Source organism: Halomicrococcus gelatinilyticus, assembly GCA_024227995.1.
In the GTDB taxonomy this organism is placed as follows: Archaea; Halobacteriota; Halobacteria; order Halobacteriales; family Haladaptataceae; genus Halomicrococcus; species Halomicrococcus gelatinilyticus.
The window spans coordinates 1447275-1466406 of sequence record CP100465.1; the positions used below are offsets into that span (position 1 = coordinate 1447275).

The 19132-nt window shown below is 69.3% G+C and carries 17 protein-coding genes; 4 read left to right on the top strand and 13 right to left on the bottom strand.

Features of this window, described 5'->3' with window-relative positions; all coding sequences use genetic code 11:
- The first annotated feature begins 95 nt into the window (after window positions 1-95).
- Together NKT36_RS07725 and NKT36_RS07730 are read left to right on the top strand one after the other, a co-directional pair.
- Window positions 96-2072 carry a MutS-related protein gene (locus NKT36_RS07725; RefSeq protein ID WP_327050468.1) on the top strand — a complete coding sequence of 659 codons (1977 nt, stop codon included), beginning with the start codon at window positions 96-98 and terminating at the stop codon, window positions 2070-2072.
- Between the two features lie 111 nt (window positions 2073-2183).
- Window positions 2184-2711: a DsrE family protein gene (locus NKT36_RS07730; protein WP_327050469.1), complete on the top strand. Its 528-nt coding sequence runs from the start codon at window positions 2184-2186 to the stop codon at window positions 2709-2711.
- Window positions 2712-2729: 18 nt separating this feature from the next.
- On the opposite strand, the gene NKT36_RS07735 is transcribed toward NKT36_RS07730, so the two are convergent.
- The 7 genes from NKT36_RS07735 to hflX form a co-directional block, all read right to left on the bottom strand.
- The gene (locus NKT36_RS07735) at window positions 2730-3614 is read right to left on the bottom strand and encodes a ubiquinol-cytochrome c reductase iron-sulfur subunit (RefSeq protein WP_327050470.1); all 885 of its coding nucleotides are present in this window, start codon (window positions 3612-3614) and stop codon (window positions 2730-2732) included.
- A gap of 106 nt (window positions 3615-3720) precedes the next feature.
- Complete coding sequence (gene htpX, locus NKT36_RS07740) at window positions 3721-4602, bottom strand: zinc metalloprotease HtpX (RefSeq protein WP_327050471.1); 882 nt, start codon at window positions 4600-4602, stop codon at window positions 3721-3723.
- A 97-nt stretch (window positions 4603-4699) separates the two neighbouring features.
- Window positions 4700-5299, bottom strand: a complete 600-nt coding sequence (locus NKT36_RS07745) for a DUF7411 family protein (protein ID WP_327050472.1) — start codon at window positions 5297-5299, stop codon at window positions 4700-4702.
- Window position 5300: 1 nt separating this feature from the next.
- A complete protein-coding gene (locus tag NKT36_RS07750) occupies window positions 5301-5642 on the bottom strand; it encodes a DNA-binding protein (protein ID WP_327050473.1) in 342 nt (113 codons plus the stop codon).
- A gap of 105 nt (window positions 5643-5747) precedes the next feature.
- Window positions 5748-6203 (bottom strand): 30S ribosomal protein S19e, encoded by a 456-nt coding sequence (locus NKT36_RS07755; RefSeq protein WP_327050474.1) that lies wholly within the window; start codon window positions 6201-6203, stop codon window positions 5748-5750.
- A 208-nt stretch (window positions 6204-6411) separates the two neighbouring features.
- Window positions 6412-7221 carry an alpha/beta fold hydrolase gene (locus NKT36_RS07760; RefSeq protein WP_327050475.1) on the bottom strand — a complete coding sequence of 270 codons (810 nt, stop codon included), beginning with the start codon at window positions 7219-7221 and terminating at the stop codon, window positions 6412-6414.
- Between the two features lie 74 nt (window positions 7222-7295).
- Window positions 7296-8582 carry a GTPase HflX gene (gene hflX / locus NKT36_RS07765; protein ID WP_327050476.1) on the bottom strand — a complete coding sequence of 429 codons (1287 nt, stop codon included), beginning with the start codon at window positions 8580-8582 and terminating at the stop codon, window positions 7296-7298.
- Between the two features lie 346 nt (window positions 8583-8928).
- Here hflX and NKT36_RS07770 point away from each other — a divergent pair, with 346 nt between their 5' ends.
- Window positions 8929-10362 carry an APC family permease gene (locus tag NKT36_RS07770; RefSeq protein WP_407652158.1) on the top strand — a complete coding sequence of 478 codons (1434 nt, stop codon included), beginning with the start codon at window positions 8929-8931 and terminating at the stop codon, window positions 10360-10362.
- A 2-nt stretch (window positions 10363-10364) separates the two neighbouring features.
- On the top strand, window positions 10365-11132 hold the full coding sequence (locus tag NKT36_RS07775) for a universal stress protein (protein WP_327050477.1): 768 nt from the start codon (window positions 10365-10367) through the stop codon (window positions 11130-11132).
- A 281-nt stretch (window positions 11133-11413) separates the two neighbouring features.
- Here the strand turns inward: NKT36_RS07775 and NKT36_RS07780 are convergent, their stop codons facing one another.
- The 6 genes from NKT36_RS07780 to NKT36_RS07805 form a co-directional block, all read right to left on the bottom strand.
- A complete protein-coding gene (locus tag NKT36_RS07780; RefSeq protein ID WP_327050478.1) occupies window positions 11414-11959 on the bottom strand; it encodes an alpha/beta fold hydrolase in 546 nt (181 codons plus the stop codon).
- A 9-nt stretch (window positions 11960-11968) separates the two neighbouring features.
- Complete coding sequence (locus NKT36_RS07785; RefSeq protein WP_327050479.1) at window positions 11969-12184, bottom strand: alpha/beta fold hydrolase; 216 nt, start codon at window positions 12182-12184, stop codon at window positions 11969-11971.
- Between the two features lie 423 nt (window positions 12185-12607).
- Window positions 12608-13201: a DJ-1/PfpI family protein gene (locus tag NKT36_RS07790; RefSeq protein WP_327050480.1), complete on the bottom strand. Its 594-nt coding sequence runs from the start codon at window positions 13199-13201 to the stop codon at window positions 12608-12610.
- Window positions 13202-13732: 531 nt separating this feature from the next.
- The gene (alaS, locus tag NKT36_RS07795) at window positions 13733-16504 is read right to left on the bottom strand and encodes an alanine--tRNA ligase (RefSeq protein WP_327050481.1); all 2772 of its coding nucleotides are present in this window, start codon (window positions 16502-16504) and stop codon (window positions 13733-13735) included.
- 151 nt (window positions 16505-16655) lie between these two features.
- Complete coding sequence (locus tag NKT36_RS07800; RefSeq protein WP_327050482.1) at window positions 16656-18341, bottom strand: hypothetical protein; 1686 nt, start codon at window positions 18339-18341, stop codon at window positions 16656-16658.
- The gene (locus tag NKT36_RS07805; protein ID WP_327050483.1) at window positions 18338-19087 is read right to left on the bottom strand and encodes an ABC transporter ATP-binding protein; all 750 of its coding nucleotides are present in this window, start codon (window positions 19085-19087) and stop codon (window positions 18338-18340) included. The genes NKT36_RS07800 and NKT36_RS07805 overlap by 4 nt, the downstream gene beginning before the upstream one ends.
- Window positions 19088-19132 lie beyond the last annotated feature (45 nt).

The window sequence follows — 19132 nt, forward strand, 5'->3', positions numbered from 1 at the left end:
GAGCAACTGGCCGAGACAGTACCTCAATCGCAAACACCGGACGCCACTCCAACCCAGGGAACGTTTTTTAGGAGTGACGTGAGAACTCGCCCCCGATGGAGTTGGAGGCGATACCGGGCGTCGGAACGAAGACGGCGGCGGCGCTCGCGGAGCTGGACGACCCCGAGCGGGCGCTGAAGACTGGCGACGTGGCGGCGCTGGCGCGAGCGCCGGACATCACGGAGGGGCGCGCGGCGTCCATCGCCCGCGCCGCCATCCGGACCGAGCACGACGACCCGGGCGGCTTCCTGGCGACCGACCGGGCGCGGGAGATCTACCGCGGCGTGCTCGCGCTGCTGCAGGAGCGGACCGTCACGACCTACGCCGAGAAGCGCCTGGAGACGTTCTACCCGTCACCGCGCTCGTCTCGCATCGAGGAGGTCCGGGAGTTCGCCGAGCGGGCGCTGGAGCGCGACCCGGACCCCGCCGTTCTGGAGGCGCTGGACGGCGTCGAACCGCTGTCTGCGCCGCGGGACGTCGCGGTGCGGGACCGCTGTCTGGCGACGACGGACGCCGAGACGTACGCCGCCGCGCGGGACGCCGTCCCCGAACTCCCGGTCGAGGTGGTCGACGACGCCCGCGAACTCGCCGAACTCGCCCGCGGCTACTCGACGGTCGTCGCGCTCGACGAGGCGTTCGCTGGCGTGGCGGTCGAGGGCGACGTGCGCGTCGAACCCGACGCGCTGGACCGGCCGGCCGAGGTCGTCCCCGAGCGGCCGCTGGCGTTCTTCGCCGCGAACCGCGACTGTCTGCTGGCGGCCGCGGCGGTCCACCGCGCCGCCGACCTCGACGCGCCGCTCGACCTGGACGAACTGGCGGCCGCGCTCGAACGGGTCGACGAGGACGGCGCGGTGGCGGGCGACGCGGAGCTAGACAGGCTGACGACCGCGCTGGACGACCTCGACGCGGCCGTCGGGGCCGCCGAGAGCGTGGCGAACGACCGGATGCGCGAGGCCATCCGCGAGCGCGACGTCACCATCGAGGGGTCGGACCTCCTCTCGCTGGTCGAACGCGGTGCCGGCGTGGACTCGCTGCTCTCGCGCGAACTCGCCGACGAGTACGACGCGGCGGTCGCCGCGGCCCGCGACCACCTCGTGGACGCGCTCGACCTGGACGAGGGCGAGGCCGAGGTCGCCCGGCGGGCGTTCCCCGACGAGCCGACGTTCCCCGTCGAGCGCGAGGAGGACGTGGTCGCGCGGTTGCGCGAGCAACTCCAGACCGCGAAGGCCCGCCGCGCCGAGCGCCGCAAGCGCGAGCTCGCGGGGACGCTCGCGGACCACCGCGAGGCCGCGGAGCGACTGGTCGACGCCGCGCTGGAACTCGACGTGGAACTCGCCGTCGCGCGGTTCGCCCGCGACTTCGACTGCACGATGCCGACGTTCGACGGCCGCGGGTTCGAAATCGAGGGCGGGCGGTCGCCCCTGCTCGACGTGCCCGTCGAGGAGGTCGACCCCGTCGACTACGGCGTCTCCGGGGTCGCACTGCTTTCGGGCGTCAACAGCGGCGGGAAGACGTCGACGCTCGACCTCGTCGCGGTGGTGGTCGTCCTCGCCCAGATGGGCCTGCCCGTGCCGGCCGATTCGGCCCGCCTCCAGCGGTTCGAGCGACTGCACTACCACGAGAAGACCCAGGGGACGCTCGACGCCGGCGCGTTCGAGTCGACGCTGCGCGAGTTCGCGGACCTGACCGACGGCGCGTCGGACCGCCTCGTGCTCGTGGACGAACTCGAGAGCATCACGGAACCCGGCGCGAGCGCGAAGATCGTCGCCGGTATCCTGGAGGAACTCCACGAACGGGACGTCACCGGCGTGTTCGTCTCCCACCTCGCGGCGGAGATACGCGACGTGGCCGACTATCCGATCGCCGTCGACGGCATCGAGGCGACTGGGCTGGTCGACGGCGAACTCGTCGTCGAGCGCTCGCCCGTCAAGGACCACCTCGCGCGCTCGACGCCGGAGCTCATCGTGGAGAAGCTCGCCGACGGCGGTGAGAGCGGTTTCTACGGCCGGCTCCTGGAGAAGTTCGACCAGTGACGCGGCCGTGAGCGCACCGACCACCCCTTCTGCCCGGCTTACAGCGGTCGCCCTCTTCTGCCCGGCTTAGGTGCCGTTTAATAAAGAGGTGCGGACGACTCGTTTCGACCGATGAGTCGACACTCCCGCCGGCGATTCCTCGAACTGGCCGGCGCCGGAACCGCCGTCGCGCTCGCGGGCTGTTCCGCCGGGGACACCGGTGCGAACCCGACGACCGGCGACGCTGGCACCACGACGACGGACACCGACGAGACGGAGACGACCGACACCGAGACCACGGCCGACGACACCGAGACCACCATGAGCACCGTCTTCCACTTCAGCGGCGGCGAACAGGTACAGGGACACGCGATGGCCAACGTGGCGAACCTGCTTGGCGACGACTCCACGCCCGTCGAGGACGTCGCACTCGTCGCGAACGGCGCGGGCGTCAAGCTCGTCACGACCGATTCGACGGTCGCCGAACGGGTGCGGTCGCTCGCGGAGCAGGGCGTCAGGTTCGCGGCCTGCCGCAACAGCATGGACGCGTTCGACTACGCCGACGGCGACCTGCTCTCGGGCGTCGAGACGGTGCCGGCAGGCGTGGGCGAACTCACGAAGCTCCAGACCGACGGGTACGCTTACGTCAAGACGCCGTGACGCCGGCGCGAGAAGGAGCTACTCGCCACCCTCGTCGCTGTCCCCCTCGGTTCGCGGCAGCGCGACGAACGTGTACTCAGTCGGATTGAACGGATCGTACACCGACTGGTGACACGGACAGTAGACCTCGTTCGAGGCTCCGAACTTGGCGCTCTGGGCCGTCCCCTTGAACGAGGGGACACAGCAGAAGTGCGTGCACTTGTTGAGCCACGCGACGAAGTTCTCCTGCGTGCTCGCCTCCAGCCACTGCCCCGCGGACACGTTCGCCTGCATCTCCTCGAACTTGTCCGGCGCGACCCGGAGGACCTGGACGGGCAACGTGCCGGCCGGCGGCACGTCCTGGGAGCGCCACGTCCCCATCGCCGGCTTGCCGAGTCCGGCGGCACCGATGTCGTTGCCCCACGTCTCGTAGTCCTCGAAGTCGTCGATGTTCATCCGGTCGCCGGCCGAGACGTCCTCGTTCTGCCACTGGTACGGCGCGCTGTCGGCGTACCGGAAGTAGTTCTCCTGGTCGGCGTCGGGCCTGACGCCCGGGTACGTCTGGACGCCGCAGTACTGGAACCACTCGGACGAGTAGGTGATACCGCCGATCTGCGTCCGGGCGACCTGGACCTGTCGACCCTGCTGCTCGACTGTCTGGGGCTCCGGGAACACGCCCCTGAGGTACCCCTCGTCGTCGATCTCGACGGGTATCTGTGGCATCCCGTTCGGCGCGGGCCCCGAGACGATCTCGATGCCGAAGAACTGCGTGATGCCGCCACCCCTCCCGGTCGGCGAGGTCGACAGGTTCAGCGTGGCGGCGCTGCCGACGCCGATGGTGGCGAGCGCGGCGCTACCGACGACTCCCTTGACGAACCGTCTACGTCCGGTCTCCTCTGGATACTTGTCGCTCTCGTCAGGCACTGTTACCCCCGACAGGGTATCGGGGCCGAGAGAAGATGTGTCTGCGGGTCGCGTTCGCCGGTGGAGCAGAAAAGTTGACGACAGGTGACGGCCGACGGGAACCGCGTCAGGCCGACTCCATCTGGCGTTCGAGTTCGCGGAGGCGCTCGACGCGGGCCTCGGTGCTCGGGTGCGTGCTGAACAACTTGCCGATGATGCCGCTCTTGATGGGGATGATGAAGAACGCGTTCATCTCGGCCTCGTCGCGGAGGTCACGCTTCGGCACCTTGTCCATGCGGCCGTCGATGGTCAACAGTGCGGAGGCGAGCGCCGACGGCTTGCCCGTGATGCTCGCGCCACCCCGGTCGGCCGCGAACTCGCGGTACCGCGAGAGTGCCCGGATGAGGATGTAGCTCACGATCCACACGACGAAGGAGGCGAGGATGGCGACCCACACCGACGGCTGGCCGCGGTCGTTGTTGCCGCCACCGCCGAACAGCCAGCCCCAGCGGACGACCATGAACGCGATTGTCGAGAGGAACGACGCGATGGTCATCACCATCATGTCGCGGTTCTTCACGTGGGCGAGTTCGTGGGCGAGCACGCCTTCCAGTTCGTCGCGGTTCAGCGCGTTCAGCAGCCCGGTCGTCACGCAGACGGCGGCGTTCTTCTGCGACCGGCCGGTGGCGAAGGCGTTCGGCACCTTGCTGTCGACGACGGCGACCTTCGGCTTCGGCAAGTCCGCCTGCTGGGAGAGTCGCCCGACCGTCCCGTGCAGTTCGGGATACTCGTTCTCGCTGACCTCCTTCGCGCCCATGCTCCACAGCGTCAGCTTGTCGCTGAAGAAGAACTGACCGAGAGAGAAGCTCCCGAACACCAGCGCGACGAGCAGGATGCTGCCGTCGGTGTAGACCAGCAACGCCCCGACGAAGACGATGTACAGCGCGAACAGCAGGAACATCGTCAGGCCCATCCGGGCCCGGAGCCCCCAGTCTGCTTTCCATTTCATGTGCGCATCTAGGGATTGAGACCGTTTAAACGTTCTTCAGCGAACGGTGCGCCCGTGAGCGGTTCGGAAGGTGAGCGACGAGCGTGGCCGACCGGACCTATCGGTCGGCGAGAAAACCGGTGACGTAGGTCTGTTCGTGGTCGGGGAACACGTCTTCGACGGCGTCCACGCCGTGTTCGCGCGCGAGCAGCGCCCGGAGTTCGGCCTCGTAGTCGGCCTTGCGGACCTCCTCGCTCGGTCCCGACTCGACGGCGAGGGTCGCGTCGACGAGGCGGTCGACGGCCCCTCGTCCGAATCCGGCCAGCGGGACGATGTAGTCGACGTCGTACCGGTCCTCGAGGCTCTGGGCCTGCGCGCGGGAGATGGTCGGGACGCGGTCGTCGCGGCGCGTCCCGTCGGCGACCGCGTCGAACCCCATGTCGGCCACGGTCTCCAGGGCGTGCTGGTGGACCTGCTGGATGCCGTTGCGCGGATAGCCGTCTTCGAGCATCTGCTCGACGGCCGAATCCGCGGCGTCGGCGTCGAGTTCGACCGTCTCGAAGGGGAAGTCGACGGTCTCGGCGGTCTCCCGGGCGTGCTGCCAGTCGTCGGTGACGCCGAAGTGAGCGGTGACCAGCGTCACGTCGTAGAAGTCGTCGAGCAGGAGTGCGGCGAGCGTGGAGTCCTTGCCGCCGCTGTAGAGGAGTCCGAGGTCCATCTCAACGACGACGGATGTTGAAGCTCTTCTTGTCGGGTTTCAGCTCGCGGAGGATCTCTTTCATCTTGTCCTCGTCTATCTTGTCGGCGATGCGGCCGCTCTGGGCGAGCGCGACGACCTGACGCTCGACCTGTTCGGCGAACTGCGGCTTGCTCATGCGGACGGAGTTGAGACGCTTGCGGGCACCGTCGGTGAGGTGCTGGCGAAGCAGCGCCTGCTTCTGGGCGTCGGCCTGCTGCTGGGCCTGCTGCTGGGCCTCCTCCTGGCCCTGCTGGTCCTGCAGCTCCTCCATCTTCTGTTTCCGGAGTTCTTCGAGTCGTTCGTCGTCGGGACTGCCGCTCATGGCTCTACTTGTGGTTTACTCTCCACTGGCAAAAACAATTACGGAGCGGGGTATCACGGCGCACTCGGGCGCGAGCCGGCGCGGCGAAGCGAGCGGAGCGTCGGCTTACGCGTAGCGTTCGAGTTCCGGCCGGTCGAGGTCCTCCATGACCTCGCCCGCGGTGTCGTCGAGGAGGCTGCGGCCCTCGGCCGTGATGCGACGACCTTCGCCACCGGCGGTCTTGACGAGGTCCTCGTCTTCGAGCTGCTGGAGGATGGTCCGGATGACCTTCCGGCTGCCGTCGGCGCGGTGCTCGGGGGCGACGCGGTAGCGCGTCGAGCCGCCCTTCTTGCCGCCGTACTCGGTGGCCAGGCGCTCGACGCCGACCGGCTCGTTGGTCGCGACCTTGCGCAGGAGGCTGGCGGCGCGGGTCGCCCAGAAGTCCTCCTGTTCGGGCGGCAGCTCTCGCTGCTCGCCGGTCTTCACGAATTCGGCCCAGTCGGGCTGGTCGAGTCGATCCTCGAGGTCCTCGGCGAGCGCGTCGATGAGCGCATCCGCCGGAACGTCGTAGAGCGTCGTCATACGACTGATTTCCCCGCGGCGGCGTTTAAAGCCATCGTTACGGTATCGTTTCGGCCGTCGGGCCGTTCGGACAGTGAAGCCGCCGGAAACCGCCGTTCCACCACCGCACTCGCGGCGGCCGCCGTCGACCTCGGCGACGCGACGACCGACCGGGAGTCGTTGACGACCGGGGGCGGTCGCGTCGCCGACCGTCGTCGTGGTAGCCCCGTCAGTCCCCGTCGAGCGCGGTCTCGGCGTGCGATTCGAGGAAGGCGAGCAGTTCGTCGTTGACCGTCCTCGACTGCTCGACGAACGCGAGGTGCGGCGCACCCTCAAGCTCCCGGAGTTCGCCTCGCGGCAGGTTCGCCGCGAGCAGGCGGCCGTTCTCGACCGGGACGACGCGGTCGTCCGTGCCGTGGAGCACGAGCGCCGGCACCGTTATCTCGTGGAGGCGGTCGGCGACGTCGAAGTCGTCCATCGCAGCGAACTGCGCCCGCTGGGCGTCGGGGGCGGCGTCCTCGGCCAGCCGCCACTCCACGATCTCCGCGGGGTCGGCGGCGAAGAACTCCTCGGACAGCACGGGGCGGAGCGACTCCCGCATCGCTTCCTCGGTCTTCTCGTCGACGAGCAACTGCTCGCGGACGTCCTCGGGCGTCGGAACCGCCTGCGGTCCACCGGGCGACGTGCCGACCAGGGCGAGCGTCCGCGCCCGGGAGTAATCGAGCGCGTACTGCAGCGCGACCATCCCGCCCAGTCCCGCGCCGACGACGTGGGCGCGGCGGACGCCGTGGTCCGCGAGGACGGCCTCCAGGTCCGCCGCCAGCGCCTCGACGCTGTAGGGGCCCGGCGGCGCGTCCGACCGACCGGTGCCGCGGAGGTCCCAGACCAGCGACTCGAACGGGCCGGCGACGGCGGCGTGCTGCCAGCCCCACTGCCACGCGCCGTAGCCGACGTCCGCGACGAACGCGACCGCGTCGCGGTCGGACGGCCCCTCGGCGTCGTAGTAGAGTTCGACTCCGTCGTGTGTAACGGTCGGCATCGATTCTCGGTGGGAGTTCGACGCTCGACCGCTTCAATGGCGGTGGTTCGACGCGGCGAGACGGGATGGCCGCCCTACTCCGCGACGTCCTCCGCCTGCGACCGGACGCGCTCGACCACGTCGGGACGGCCGCGGACCGAAAGCGACACCGTCCCGTCCGCGTAGCCGACCCGTTCGACGGTCGCGTGGTCGTACGCCCACGAGACGACGCTCATCGCCGCGTCGCAGTTGGTCATCGTCAGCGCCGCCCGCTCGGTCGGCAGGCGCTCCCGGACGGCGGCGACCAGTCGGTCGACGTTCGTCCCCTCGACGACGCTGACGGGGACGACGGCGGGTGCGGCGTCGGCCGCGGCGGCCACCCGGCGCTCGCGTTCGGCGTCGGCGAGCAGGTCGACCTTGTTCAGCGCGGCCACGACCCGCTCGCGCTCGACGCCCTGCGCGTCGAGCACGTCGAGCGACACCGAGAGCTTCGACTCGAACTCCGCGACGGGGTCGCTGGCGTCGACGACCAGCACGACCGCGTCGGCCGCCGCGGCCTCCGAGAGCGTCGTCGAGAACGACTCGACCAGCCAGTGGGGCAGGTCGTCGACGAATCCGACGGTGTCGGTGACCAGCGCGGGTCGGTCGCCGAGCGTCGCCCGCCGGGTCGTCGTCTCGAGCGTCTTGAACAGTCGGTCCTCGACGGCGGCGGTGGCGTCGCGGTCGGGGTGGTCCGGTTCGGCGTCCATCGCGAGGTCGTCGGCGAGGCGGTGCAGCAGCGTCGACTTGCCCGCGTTCGTGTAGCCGGCGAGCGTCACGAGGTCGAACCCCTGCTCGCGACGCTGCTCGCGGTGCTGTTCCGCCGGGTTCGGCAGGTCGTCGAGCTTCCGCTCCAGTTCGTCGATGCGGTCCCGGACGTCGTACAGTCGCGTTCCCGACTCCGACCAGCGGTTGAACAGCCCTTCGTCGCTCTCCTCGCGGATGCGTGGCAGTTCGTACTTCAGTCGCGCGAGTTCCACCTGCAACTGCGCGCGACGCGTGCTCGCCTGCTCCCCGAATATCTCGAGGACGAGGCGGTAGCGGTCGGAGACGGCGGTCCCCTCGGGTAGCGCGTCGCCGAGCGCCGTGTGCTGGCCGGGCGTCAACTGCCCGTCGACGATGGCCCGCCCGGCACCTGTCTCGGCGGCGCGGTCGGCGAGTTCCTCGACCTTGCCAGCCCCGAGGTAGGTGCCGGGGTCCTCGGGCCGGGCCTGCGTCACCGCCCCGACGACGTCGTAGCCCGCCGCCGCGGCGAGCGCTCGTATCTCGTCCGTCTCGACCGGGTTCGCGTCGGCACGCCGGGCGACGACCGCCGGCGTACCGGTTCCTGAATCCTGTTGCATTCGTGCTGTGAGCGTGGTATCGGCTAGCGAGCGACACCGACGGACGGACCGACGGCTCCGGTCCGGCCGAAGAACGAAGAGACCGGGCGGTCGCTACGGTTCCGGCACTCCGGAAGCGAGGCGAGCGACCCGGCTCAGTGGAAGGATAGGGTCTCCATGGGCCTCAACCGAACTGTCGGTCGGGTCACGTAAAAACGTTGTCCAGTTCCCGGGCCGTGGACGCGGGAGTCGAGAGAAAGCGTACTAGTCCGAGTGTTCCTGCATAACCGGGAACTGGCCGCCCGGTCCGCCGACGTCCACCACGTGGAAATATAGGGGTTCGGTTTCCATCCTCCCCTATCAGCGAATGAGTGGACAAGAACGAGAATTGAATTTATCGAGATTCGGGTCGGCGGAAGAGGAGGCCCCGGACGTCGCGGACGAAACAGGGGACGGGATGGTGGTCTCCGAGGAAGTGGTCGAACTGGAGCGGACGATAGATCTGCCCGGCGGCATCGCGATCGGCGTCGGGACGATGATCGGTGCCGGAATCTTCGTCTTTCCCGGACTCGCCGCTGGACGCGCCGGACCCGCGGCCGCCCTCTCGTTCGCTCTCGGAGCGGTCGTCGCGCTCCTGGTCGCCCTTCCGACCTCCGAACTGGCGACGGCGATGCCCCAGAGCGGCGGTGGCTACTACTTCATCTCTCGCGGGATGGGGAATCCGTACGGCGCAGTGGTCGGGCTGAGCATGTGGCTCGGGCTCATCTTCGCCTCCGCGTTCTATCTCGTCGGGTTCGGCCAGTACGCTGCGGCGATATTGGCCGAGGCCGGGACCTCGGTCGGAACGACGGGCGTCGCCTCCGTCCTGGCGGTGCTGGTGGGAGGCGGATTGACGGCCGCGAGCGTCGTGGGGACGGAGAACACGACGAAGCTGCAGAACACCGTCGTCGCCCTCCTGATCGGAATCCTGTCGCTGTTTCTCGTCTACGGTGGATTGGACGCGCTCGGCCTCTTCGGGCGAGAGACGACCCCCGAGGCCGTCGCGCCCTTCGGGGTCCTCCCGATCCTGACGACGACAGCGTTCGTGTTCACCGCCTATCTCGGCTTCGCACAGGTGGCGACGGTCGCAGGCGACATCAAGGAGCCAAGTCGGAACCTTCCCCGCGCGATGGTCGGTTCGGTCGTGCTAGTCGCGATATTCAACGTGGCGACGGTGCTCGTCGCGACCAGCGCGTTCCAGAGCACGACGCTCGCGACGTTCGGCGAGACAGCGCTCGTCGAGGTCGCACGGAGTTTCGTCGGCAACGGCGGCGCAGTCACGATCCTCGTCGCAGGGCTGCTCGCGACCGTCTCCAGCGCGAACGCGTCGATCCTGAGTTCGTCGCGTGCGCTCTACGCCCTCAGTCGTGACGCACTGGTTCCCGAGCAGGCAGGAAAGCTCAATCGACGGTACAACACGCCGCACGTGGCGCTAGCCCTCGCGGGCGGTCCCATCCTCCTGCTGGTCGTGCTGGGTCGTGTCGAGGTGCTGGCGGAGGTAGCGTCGTTCCTCCACCTCCTGATGTACGGGCTGATGTGTGTCACCCTCGTCACCCTCCGGCGACGCTCGCCGGACTGGTACGACCCGGACTATCGAAGTCCCGGCTATCCCGCGTTACCGGTGCTCGGCGCGCTCGCGAGCTTCGGACTGCTCGCGTTCATGCAACCGCTCTCGCAGGGCATCGGGGTCGCCGTCATGCTCGCAGCAGGGGTGTGGCAACAGTACTATGCCAGCGACGTCGAACTACGGGGGAGGCTGTGACGATGACCGGAACGAACGACGACGAGATGACAGTCCTGGTCCCCGTCGAGGTTCTTGACGGTGAGCAGGTGCCGGCGGCGCTAATCGACGTACTCGCGTCGGTGCGCGTGGTGCTGCTCGGCTATCACGCGATCCCCGACCAGACCGCACCGGAGCAGGCCCGAGCGGAGTTCGGAGAGCAGGCCCGGGCGGAGTTGAACGACCTCGTGACCGCGTTCCGAGATGCTGGTGTGGCCGTCGAGGCGCGATTCGTCTTCACTCCCGACCCGACCCAGACCTTCGAACGCGTGGCACTGGAGGAGGAAAGCGACGCCATTCTCCTGCCGAACCCCGCACCGAGTGTGGACCGGATTCTGGTGCCACTCAGCGAAGACATCAACGTGGACCGCATCACCGCGGTTACGGCCATGCTGACGTCGGATTCGGACGTCACGGTGACGCTGACCCACGTGGCGCCGTCCGAGGAGGAGCGAGCGCGCGGAGAGCGACTGCTCGACGAGGCGACCAAGTCGCTCGTCGGGAAGGGGGTAGCGGCCGCGGCTATCGACCGGGAGGTGACCGTCAGCGAGACGCCGATCAAGGCCATCACAGAGGTTGCGTCGGACGACACCGACCTCGTTATCATCGGGGAGAGCCGTCCGTCCGTCCGCGAACTCGTCTTCGGGGAGCCGTCGGAGCGCATCGCGGGACGCACGCTCGCCCCGGTGCTCGTGGTCCGCCGACTCCCTATCATCGAGGAGGAGTCCGACGCGCCGGACGACGCGTCGTAGACCGTCGAACGAATCCTCCCCGGGCCGCGCGTGACGCTGACGCAGGTCCGACAGGCGAACGGCACACGACCACGAGCGTCGTCCAGCCAGTGCCCTGAACGCAGGGACGACCGCCAGCGACGGCACCACGACTGTTGCTCCGAACGAAGACGTTCCGGAACAGACGTCACGCGTCGATACCCGCGTTTCGTATCGCAGTATCTACTTTATCGTCGAGGTTCCGAGACCGAATCGACCGCCCCGTCTCGACCATCCCGGGGACCTGACATCGTTCGCGTCCGTTACGACGGCCGGGTCTCGCGCAGGAACGACCGCACCTCGTTCGCCACAAGTTCGGGCGCTCGGGAGATGCCGCCGTGACCGACGCCGTCCAGTTCGACGAGTCGGCTGTCGTCGAGCGCGTCGTCGAGCGCCTGGGTCGCCGCGCGGAGGTGTTCCGGCCCCTCCTCGCCGGTCAGCAGGAGCGCCGGTGCCGAGACGTCGAGGTCGTCGTCGAGGCAATACGCCTCGATGGCGCGGTTCTCCCGGACCATGGTCTCGACGAGGGCGACGCAGTCGGGCCAGATCGGCCACTGCTCGACGTCGTCGGTCCCGTCGGCCACCCGGAAGTACAGCTTGACGGCCTCTTCTCGCTCGCCCTCGTCGAGGAATTCTTGCATCCGGGCGGCGAGACCGGTGTCCTTGCGGTGCTCCCCGACCAGGATGGCCGGTTCGTAGAGGATCAGCCGGTCGACCGACGCTCTCCGGGCCGCCTCCAGCGCGACGAGGCCGCCGGAGGAGTGACCGAAGAGCACGCGGTCCCCCGTCGACGGCGTCGATGACGGCACGGACGTCGGCTACCTCCCGTTCCGGGGCGTAGTCGTCGGCGTCGCCGCTGGCGCGCGGCAGCGGCGGTCGGGGACCAGGAGTTCGCCGTCCGCTGTGAGGTGCGGGCGGAGTTCGCCCCAGTAGTGCCGGGTCATGGCCCCTGGGTGGACGAGGACGAACGGTCGTCCGTCGCCCTGCTGTTCGTACGCGATCTCCGTTCCGTCGTCGGAGGTGACTGTCTTCATCCGTCGAGTCACACCTCGGGAATGCGTCCGGGTGAGCGCTTCCTTCACTGGTTAAGCCATTTAACAGACGGCGCAGAGTCGGACCATTCGTCGTTTCGCCCGGCACTACGGATGTCCGCGGTCGCACACGCGTAGCGCCATCCGGCAATCGCGGCGGAGTCCCGGCAGTCGCGACAGAGCGCAGCGCCGACCTGACAACTGACGCCGCCCAGACGCCGCATCGACAGCTCTGGCGTCGCTTTCCGCCAGAGGAGCCAGCCAAGCACTGAACGCCCCATGAACCACATACTGCTATAGCAAATTGTCGGGGTGAGCCCGCTCGACGGGCGCGGGAACAGCGAGGTTCGTGGACGGAGCGACGCCGCGAAACCGACGAGCGGCGCGGCTACGCGGCGTCTGCGATAGAATCGGAGGCCGAGGGTGCTAGTACACGTCGCCGCGCGACTCGTACTCCATCTCCTCGCACACCCGGTCGGCGACGCCGCTCCCGAACTCGCGGTCGACGAGGTGGACGGCGAGGTCCAGGCCGGACGTGACGCCGCCCGCCGTCAGCACGTCGCCGTCGTCGACGACGCGCGTCGTGACCACCTCGGCGTCCGTCTCGCGGAGGTCGTCGAGCGCGCTGGCGTGGGTCGTCGCCGGGCGGCCGTCGAGGACGCCGGCCCGCGCGAGTAGCATGCCGCCGGTGCAGACTGCCGCGACCGCCGCACCGTCGGCGTGGGCGTCGGCGACGGCGTCCGGGACCGCGCCGCGCTCGGCTTCCGTCCACGCGCCGGGGCTGTCGCGGTCGTTCCACCCGCCGCCGGGGACGACGAGCAGGTCGGGCGCGCAGTCGTCCAGGGTCGCGTCCACGGCGACCGTGAGGCCGTGGCTGGCAGTGACGCGCTCGCTATCGTCGAGCGTGCACAGCGACACCCGGACGTCGGCGCCGGCGCTGGCGGCGTTCTCGAACACCTCGTACGGACCGATTGCGTCCAGTTCGTCGAAGCCGTCGTAGAGCAGGACAGCGACGTGCATACCGTCGCCGTCGGGCGGGGGCGAGAAAAGCGTTCCACCTCCTGTCGCCCAACTAGCCAACCGACACGGGTGGGACTGAAAGGGGCTGGCGGCTCCGGGAAGACGGGCGATGAAAGCACTGCAGCGAGCGACCAGCGGAAGCGAGCGAAGCGCGCAGCGAGCGCATCGACCGGAGCCGCCATGAGCTTTCGAGGTGTTCGTGACGGTACTATTCAAACAACATCGCGAACGGCCACGGAGACGGCTGGAAAGCCCTCGGCCGGCTTGACCCCCGCGGCTCGCTGCGCACGCTCGCTCCCTGCGGTCGCTCACGTGCTTGCGTCGCCGGGGTTCGCCGGACGACGAGCACAGCGAGTCGTCCGAGCCATCCGCTCGCTACGCTCGCGGAGACGCCAAGCCGCCCTCGCCCTTTCAATCCACCAGGATGTCGGCTGGCCAGCGTCGCAGTGCCAACGGTGGGCCAGGCCTTATCTGAACACCACCGTTTGTGATCGTCGCGAAAACGTCAGAACACCAGAGAACGGGCGATGGTCAGGCGTTCTGGACCTGCTGGAGGACGTCGGGAGCCTCGTCCAGCGCGTCGTCGAGGGCGCTTTCGTCGGGGCCGCCGCCCTGGGCGAAGTCCGGCGGGCCGCCGCCGCCGCCGCCGACGCGGCTGGCGAGTTCGCTGACGACCTCGCCGGCGTTGACGGCGACGCCGTCGGGGACGGCCACGACGAACTGCGCGCCGTCGGCACCGCTGCCGATGACGGCGATCTTGCCCTCCTCGGCGAGCGCGTTGGCCGTCGCGCGGAGTTCGTCCATGTCGGCGTCGATGCGCTGGACGACGGCGGTCGCGTCGCCGACGGCGACCTCCTCGCCGCCGCCACCGCCGCTGGCGCGGGCCTCGGCGAGTTGTTCTTTCAGGTCCTCGATGGTCTTGCCGCGCGCCTTCCACTCCTCGAAGAAGCGCTCGGCCGTGTCCGGGACCTCGTCGGGCGAGACGTCGAGGGTCTCGGCGGCCGCGCGGAGGTCGTCCTCCATCTCCTGGGTGGCCTCGATGGCAGCCTCGCCGGCGGCGAACGTGAGCCGCTCGACGCCGTCCTGGACGCGCTCGGTGTCGAGAATCTTGATGGCGCCGACGTCGCCCGTCCGGCGGACGTGGGTGCCGCCGCAGGCCTGGACGTCCTCGGCGACGTGGATGAGCCGGATGTTCGTCCCGGCGGGGATACCGCCCTGGTAGAGGTCGAAGCCGAACTCCTCCTCGGCCTCGTGGCGGTTGGGCCACTCCTGCTGGACGGTCGTGTTCTCCATGACCATCTCGTTGGCGAGGCGCTCGATCTCCTTGGCCGTCTCGCGGTCGATGCGCTCGTAGTGGCGGACGTCGATGCGGGAGCTGTCGAGGCCCTTCTGGGCGCCGGCCTGCCGGACGTGCTCGCCCAGCACCTGCCGGGCGGCGTGGATGACGAGGTGGGTCGCGGTGTGGTGGCGCATCAGCCGGCGGCGGCGCTCGACGTCGATCTGGCCGCGGACGATGTCGCCCTTGCCGATCGACTCCTCGGTGCGGTGGAGGATGACGCCGTCCTCGATCTGGGTGTCCTCGACCTGGACCGTCTTCTCGTCGGTCGAGAGCGTGCCGTGGTCGCCGGGCTGGCCGCCGCCCTCGGGGTAGAACATCGTCTGGTCGAGCACGACGTCGTAGCCGTCCTCGCGCTCGAACACGTCGAGGACGACCGCCTCGAAGTCTGTGCGGTACTGGTCCTCGTAGTAGAGGCGCTCGGTCTTGGGGAGGTCGTCGAAGCGGTCGTCCTCGGGCTCCTCGTCCTCGAACGCCTGGCCGCTGTCGTGGCGCTCGGCGACGATGCTGTAGAAGTCGTCGGGCACCTCGACGTCGACGTCGTACTCCGCGGCGATCTCCTCGACCATGTCGGGCTGGAGCCCGTGGGAGTCGTACAGTTCGACCAGCTTCTCGGTCGGGATGGGCCTGCCCTCGTCGGCGTACTCGCTGGCCATGCGGCGCACGCGCCGGCCGCCCTGGTCGAGCGTCTCGCGGTACTTCTCGACCTCGGTGCGGACGATGTCGCGGACGGTGTCGCGGTTCTCGTACCCCAGGCGGTCGGCCTGCATGTCGACGAGTTCGTCGAGCGGGGCGTCGACGCCGACGTTGTCGCAGAGGCGCTTGGTGCGCCGGAGAACCATCCGCGCGAGGTAGCCCGTGCCGACGTTGCTCGGGACGATGCCGTCGCCGAGCATGTAGGCGAGAGTGCGACAGTGGTCGGCGATGGCGTAGATGTCCTCCAGCGGTTCGAGCAGGCCTTCGAGGCGGCCGGTGGAGACGTCGAGCTTGTCGGCGATGTTGTCGCGGGCGGCCTCCATGTCCTCGGCCTCGTCGATGTCCATGTGGCCCGCGAGCTTCGAGGCGCGGTGGACGAGTTCGGCCTCCTCGTCGGTGTGGTCGATGCCGGCGTTGTCCTTGAGGAACGCGATCATCTCGGGGTAGATGGCCTCGTAGACGGTCGGGGTGCCCTGGGACATCCACGTCCAGCGCTCCAGTCCGTAGCCGGTGTCGACGATGTAGGTGTCCATCGGCGAGTAGCGGTTGCCGTCCTTCATCTCGTACTCGCCGTCGGGGTCCGCCTCCAAAGACATGAAGACGAGCGTGGCGAGTTCGGCACCGCGGTAGATGACCTCGATGGCGGGGCCGGCGTTGCCGCCGCCCACCCACGGGTCCTCGATGTAGGTTATCTCGTCGAGGTTCGCCCCCATCGACTCGAAGAACTCGTCGCAGTACTGGACCGTCTCGTCCTTCCAGTACACCTCGCCCTCGTAGGCGTACTCGTCGCCGACCTCCTCGCGGGCGTTGAACGCGTGGTGGGCCATCATCTCGAAGGCCATCGTGTGCCGGCCGGTCTTGCCCACGTTGTCGATGTCCTGCATCCGGATGCAGGGCTGGCTGATGGTCAGGGGGTTCGCCGGCGGCGGCGTCTCGCCCGACGTCACGAGCGGCTGGAAGTCGTAGATGGACGCCTGGGTCAGCAGGACGTCGTCGCGCCAGCGGTTCGCCGCGACGGGGTAGGGCTCGATGCGCTCGTGGTCGTGCTCCTCGAAGAACGAGAGGAACGTCTCCCGCATCTCCGAGAGGGACAGTTCCTCGTCGAAGCCCGGGTTGTCGATGAACCCGTACTCCTCGCAGGGAGGCTCACCGCACGTCACCCGGTCGTGGTCGCGCGTCCAGAAGTGGGCCCCGCACTCGGAGCACTCCTTTCGCACGAAGTCGTTGTCCTCGAAATAATCGAGGCGGTACTCCTCCTCGAGTTCGCTCATTCGTGATTGTCCCTCACCCGTCAGCGGGTAAAACAGTTCCGCAAGTACCGTCACCCCCGGATTGGCACGTCAACGAGGTCGTTCGACGCGCGGGCAGCGACGCCGGGACGGACCGGGTCCCGGCGACGAACCCCGGGTCGCCGTCCCGGTCTCAGAACACGTCGAACAGTTCCCAGCGGGCGTCGTCGCCGGCGTCGTCGAGCGTGAACCGCTCGAACCGGCTGACGGCGTGGCGGTACGCCACCGGCGGCGCGACGACGCCGAGCAGGACGGCCGTCGCGCCGGCGGCCAGTCGCACCGTCGACGCCGCGAGGTCGACGGGGAAGCCCGCGAGCGAGGTGAAGAAGCCGACGAGGGCGGCGACGCCCTCGGGGAAGCCGGAGACGATGGCGACGGCCGCACCGCCGAAGCCGAGGACGACGACGAGCGAGTAGAGGGCGAACGCGGTCTTGCTCGGGACGACGACCTCGCGACTCCGGGTCACCCTGACCTCGCTGAACCGCGGGAAGGCGGTGCCGACGCCGAGCGCGACGACGCTCCCGGTGACGGTGACGACCGCGCTCGCCGCCGTGAGCGCCACCCAGCGCTGCGTGGAGAGAGGACTCAACAGGCCGGTGACGGCGGTCGCGACGACGACGAGCGGGAGGCCGACCAGCGTCGCGGCGAGGACGTGCCCGCGGACGAACTGGCCGCCGTCGATGCCCGACGTGATGGTCACCGGCAGCATGGCGCCCTCGTCGCCGAGCGGGTTGAGCGCCGTCGCGCCGACGACCCAGGTGCCGTAGAACGCGACGAAGACGGGCAGCGACGTCGGGACGCTCCCCGACTCGACGGCGCCGCGGAGCGGCGTGATGAGGAAGAACAGCGGGTAGGCCGCGTAGAGAAGTCGGAGCGGCGACCGCTTCGTCCGCCGCCAGACGGTCGCGGTGACGGTGCGGGTCCGGCGAGGGACGACGCCGGCGAGGAAGTCGGCGTCCGAGTCCGACGACGACGAGGAACGGGACTCGGGGTGGACGCGGTCGGCGTACCAGAGGCGGGTCGCGACCCGCACGTCCACCGCGAGCAGGACGGGGACGGTGACCGCGACGAACGCCACGGCACCGCCGGCGCGGACGAGCGAGGGGGCGACGCCGGGCGTGCCGACGAGCAGCGCGTCGCCGAACCACGCCATCGGCGTGTCCCGGAGGACGTTCCCGAGGTACAGCATCACCTCGCCGAGCGCGTCGGAGGTGATGGCGGCCATGTAGACGAGGAAGGCGAGCGCGAACACGACGGTCCTGTAGCGGGCGAGCAGTTCTGACTGCGCGAACGCGATCTTCAGGAGCATCCCGACGATGTGGCCCGCGAGCACGGCCGTCGCGAGCAGCGCGAGGACGGTGAGCGGAGCGGCGACGACGGTCGCCGGCGCTCCGAGCGCGACGGCCCAGGCCGCGCTGATGGCGAGGACGGGGAGCGCCGCCACGGAGGCCATGCGAGCGAGTTCGGTCAGCACGAGGCCGCCGAGCACGTCGCGGGCCGGCACCGTGGTCAACATGGCGCTCTCCTGGTCGATGCGTCCGGTCTTCCCGACGGTGCGGGCGGTGGCCATGACGGCGAGACCGATCCACGCGACGGCGGTCCCGCCGCGCGCGGCCGAGAGCAGCGGCAGGTTCGCCCGTATCTCCTCGCCGAACTCCAGGACGGCCCACGCGCCGCCGACGGTCGGCCCGCCGACGAACACGAGCAGGAAGAACCCGAACGCGAGCAGCTGGACGGGGTTGTCGGCGATGCTGCGCAGCAGTCGGCGGTACTCGACGCGGGCGATGCGGGCGCTGTGACGCGGCGTCGGCCAGTTCATCGTTCGACCGTCGCCGGCTCCTCGCTCGTCACGTCGAGGAAGACCTCCTCGAGGGACCGCTCGGACTCCGCGCGGTGGGTGAGCCGTTCGGGCGAGTCCTCCGCGACGAGGTCGCCGTCGTGGAGCACGCCGACGGTGTCGGCCAGTTCCTCGACGACGGGCAGGATGTGCGTCGAGAGAAAGACCGTCATCCCTCGCTCGGTGAGTTCGGCGATCAGGTCGCGCACCGTGCGAGCGGCGCGCGGGTCGAGCCCGGAGGTCGGTTCGTCGAGGAAGACGACGTCGGGGTCGTGGAGGATGGCCTGGACGAGCGCCGCCTTCTGCTTCATCCCCTTCGAGTAGGTGCCGACGCGGTCGTCGGCGTCGTCGGTCAGGTCGAAGCGGTCGAGGAGGGCGTCGATGCGTTCGTCGGCCGCGTCAGCGTCCATGTCACGCAGACCGGCGACGTAGCGGAGTTGCTCGCGGCCGGTGAGTTCGTCGTACAGCGGCGGCTCCTCCGGCAGGTAACCGACGTGGGAGACGACCGCCTCGCGGTCGGCGACCGGGTTCCCGACGATTCTGGCGGTGCCGCTGGTCGGCGTCGACAGCGTCGTCAGCATCCGCATCGTCGTCGTCTTGCCCGCGCCGTTCGGCCCGAGGAACCCGTACACTGACTCGGTGGGGACGGTCAGGTGGAGGTCGTCGACGACCGTCGTCTCGTCGAAGCGCTTCGTCAGCCCCTCGGTCTCGATGGCCGGCGCGGTCATGGCTTTCCCTCCCGGGTGCTGTGCAAACGCGAAGTGGGGACTGGA

Excerpts from the sequence above, each read along its gene's own strand:
- NKT36_RS07725 (WP_327050468.1), top strand. The coding sequence starts at position 96 with ATGGAGTTGGAGGCGATACCGGGCGTCGGAACGAAGACGGCGGCGGCG.
- NKT36_RS07730 (WP_327050469.1), top strand. The coding sequence starts at position 2,184 with ATGAGTCGACACTCCCGCCGGCGATTCCTCGAACTGGCCGGCGCCGGA.
- htpX (WP_327050471.1), bottom strand. The coding sequence starts at position 4,602 with ATGAAATGGAAAGCAGACTGGGGGCTCCGGGCCCGGATGGGCCTGACG.
- NKT36_RS07745 (WP_327050472.1), bottom strand. The coding sequence starts at position 5,299 with ATGGACCTCGGACTCCTCTACAGCGGCGGCAAGGACTCCACGCTCGCC.
- NKT36_RS07750 (WP_327050473.1), bottom strand. The coding sequence starts at position 5,642 with ATGAGCGGCAGTCCCGACGACGAACGACTCGAAGAACTCCGGAAACAG.
- NKT36_RS07755 (WP_327050474.1), bottom strand. The coding sequence starts at position 6,203 with ATGACGACGCTCTACGACGTTCCGGCGGATGCGCTCATCGACGCGCTC.
- NKT36_RS07760 (WP_327050475.1), bottom strand. The coding sequence starts at position 7,221 with ATGCCGACCGTTACACACGACGGAGTCGAACTCTACTACGACGCCGAG.
- hflX (WP_327050476.1), bottom strand. The coding sequence starts at position 8,582 with ATGCAACAGGATTCAGGAACCGGTACGCCGGCGGTCGTCGCCCGGCGT.
- NKT36_RS07770 (WP_407652158.1), top strand. The coding sequence starts at position 8,929 with ATGAGTGGACAAGAACGAGAATTGAATTTATCGAGATTCGGGTCGGCG.
- NKT36_RS07775 (WP_327050477.1), top strand. The coding sequence starts at position 10,365 with ATGACCGGAACGAACGACGACGAGATGACAGTCCTGGTCCCCGTCGAG.
- NKT36_RS07785 (WP_327050479.1), bottom strand. The coding sequence starts at position 12,184 with ATGAAGACAGTCACCTCCGACGACGGAACGGAGATCGCGTACGAACAG.
- NKT36_RS07790 (WP_327050480.1), bottom strand. The coding sequence starts at position 13,201 with ATGCACGTCGCTGTCCTGCTCTACGACGGCTTCGACGAACTGGACGCA.
- alaS (WP_327050481.1), bottom strand. The coding sequence starts at position 16,504 with ATGAGCGAACTCGAGGAGGAGTACCGCCTCGATTATTTCGAGGACAAC.
- NKT36_RS07800 (WP_327050482.1), bottom strand. The coding sequence starts at position 18,341 with ATGAACTGGCCGACGCCGCGTCACAGCGCCCGCATCGCCCGCGTCGAG.
- NKT36_RS07805 (WP_327050483.1), bottom strand. The coding sequence starts at position 19,087 with ATGACCGCGCCGGCCATCGAGACCGAGGGGCTGACGAAGCGCTTCGAC.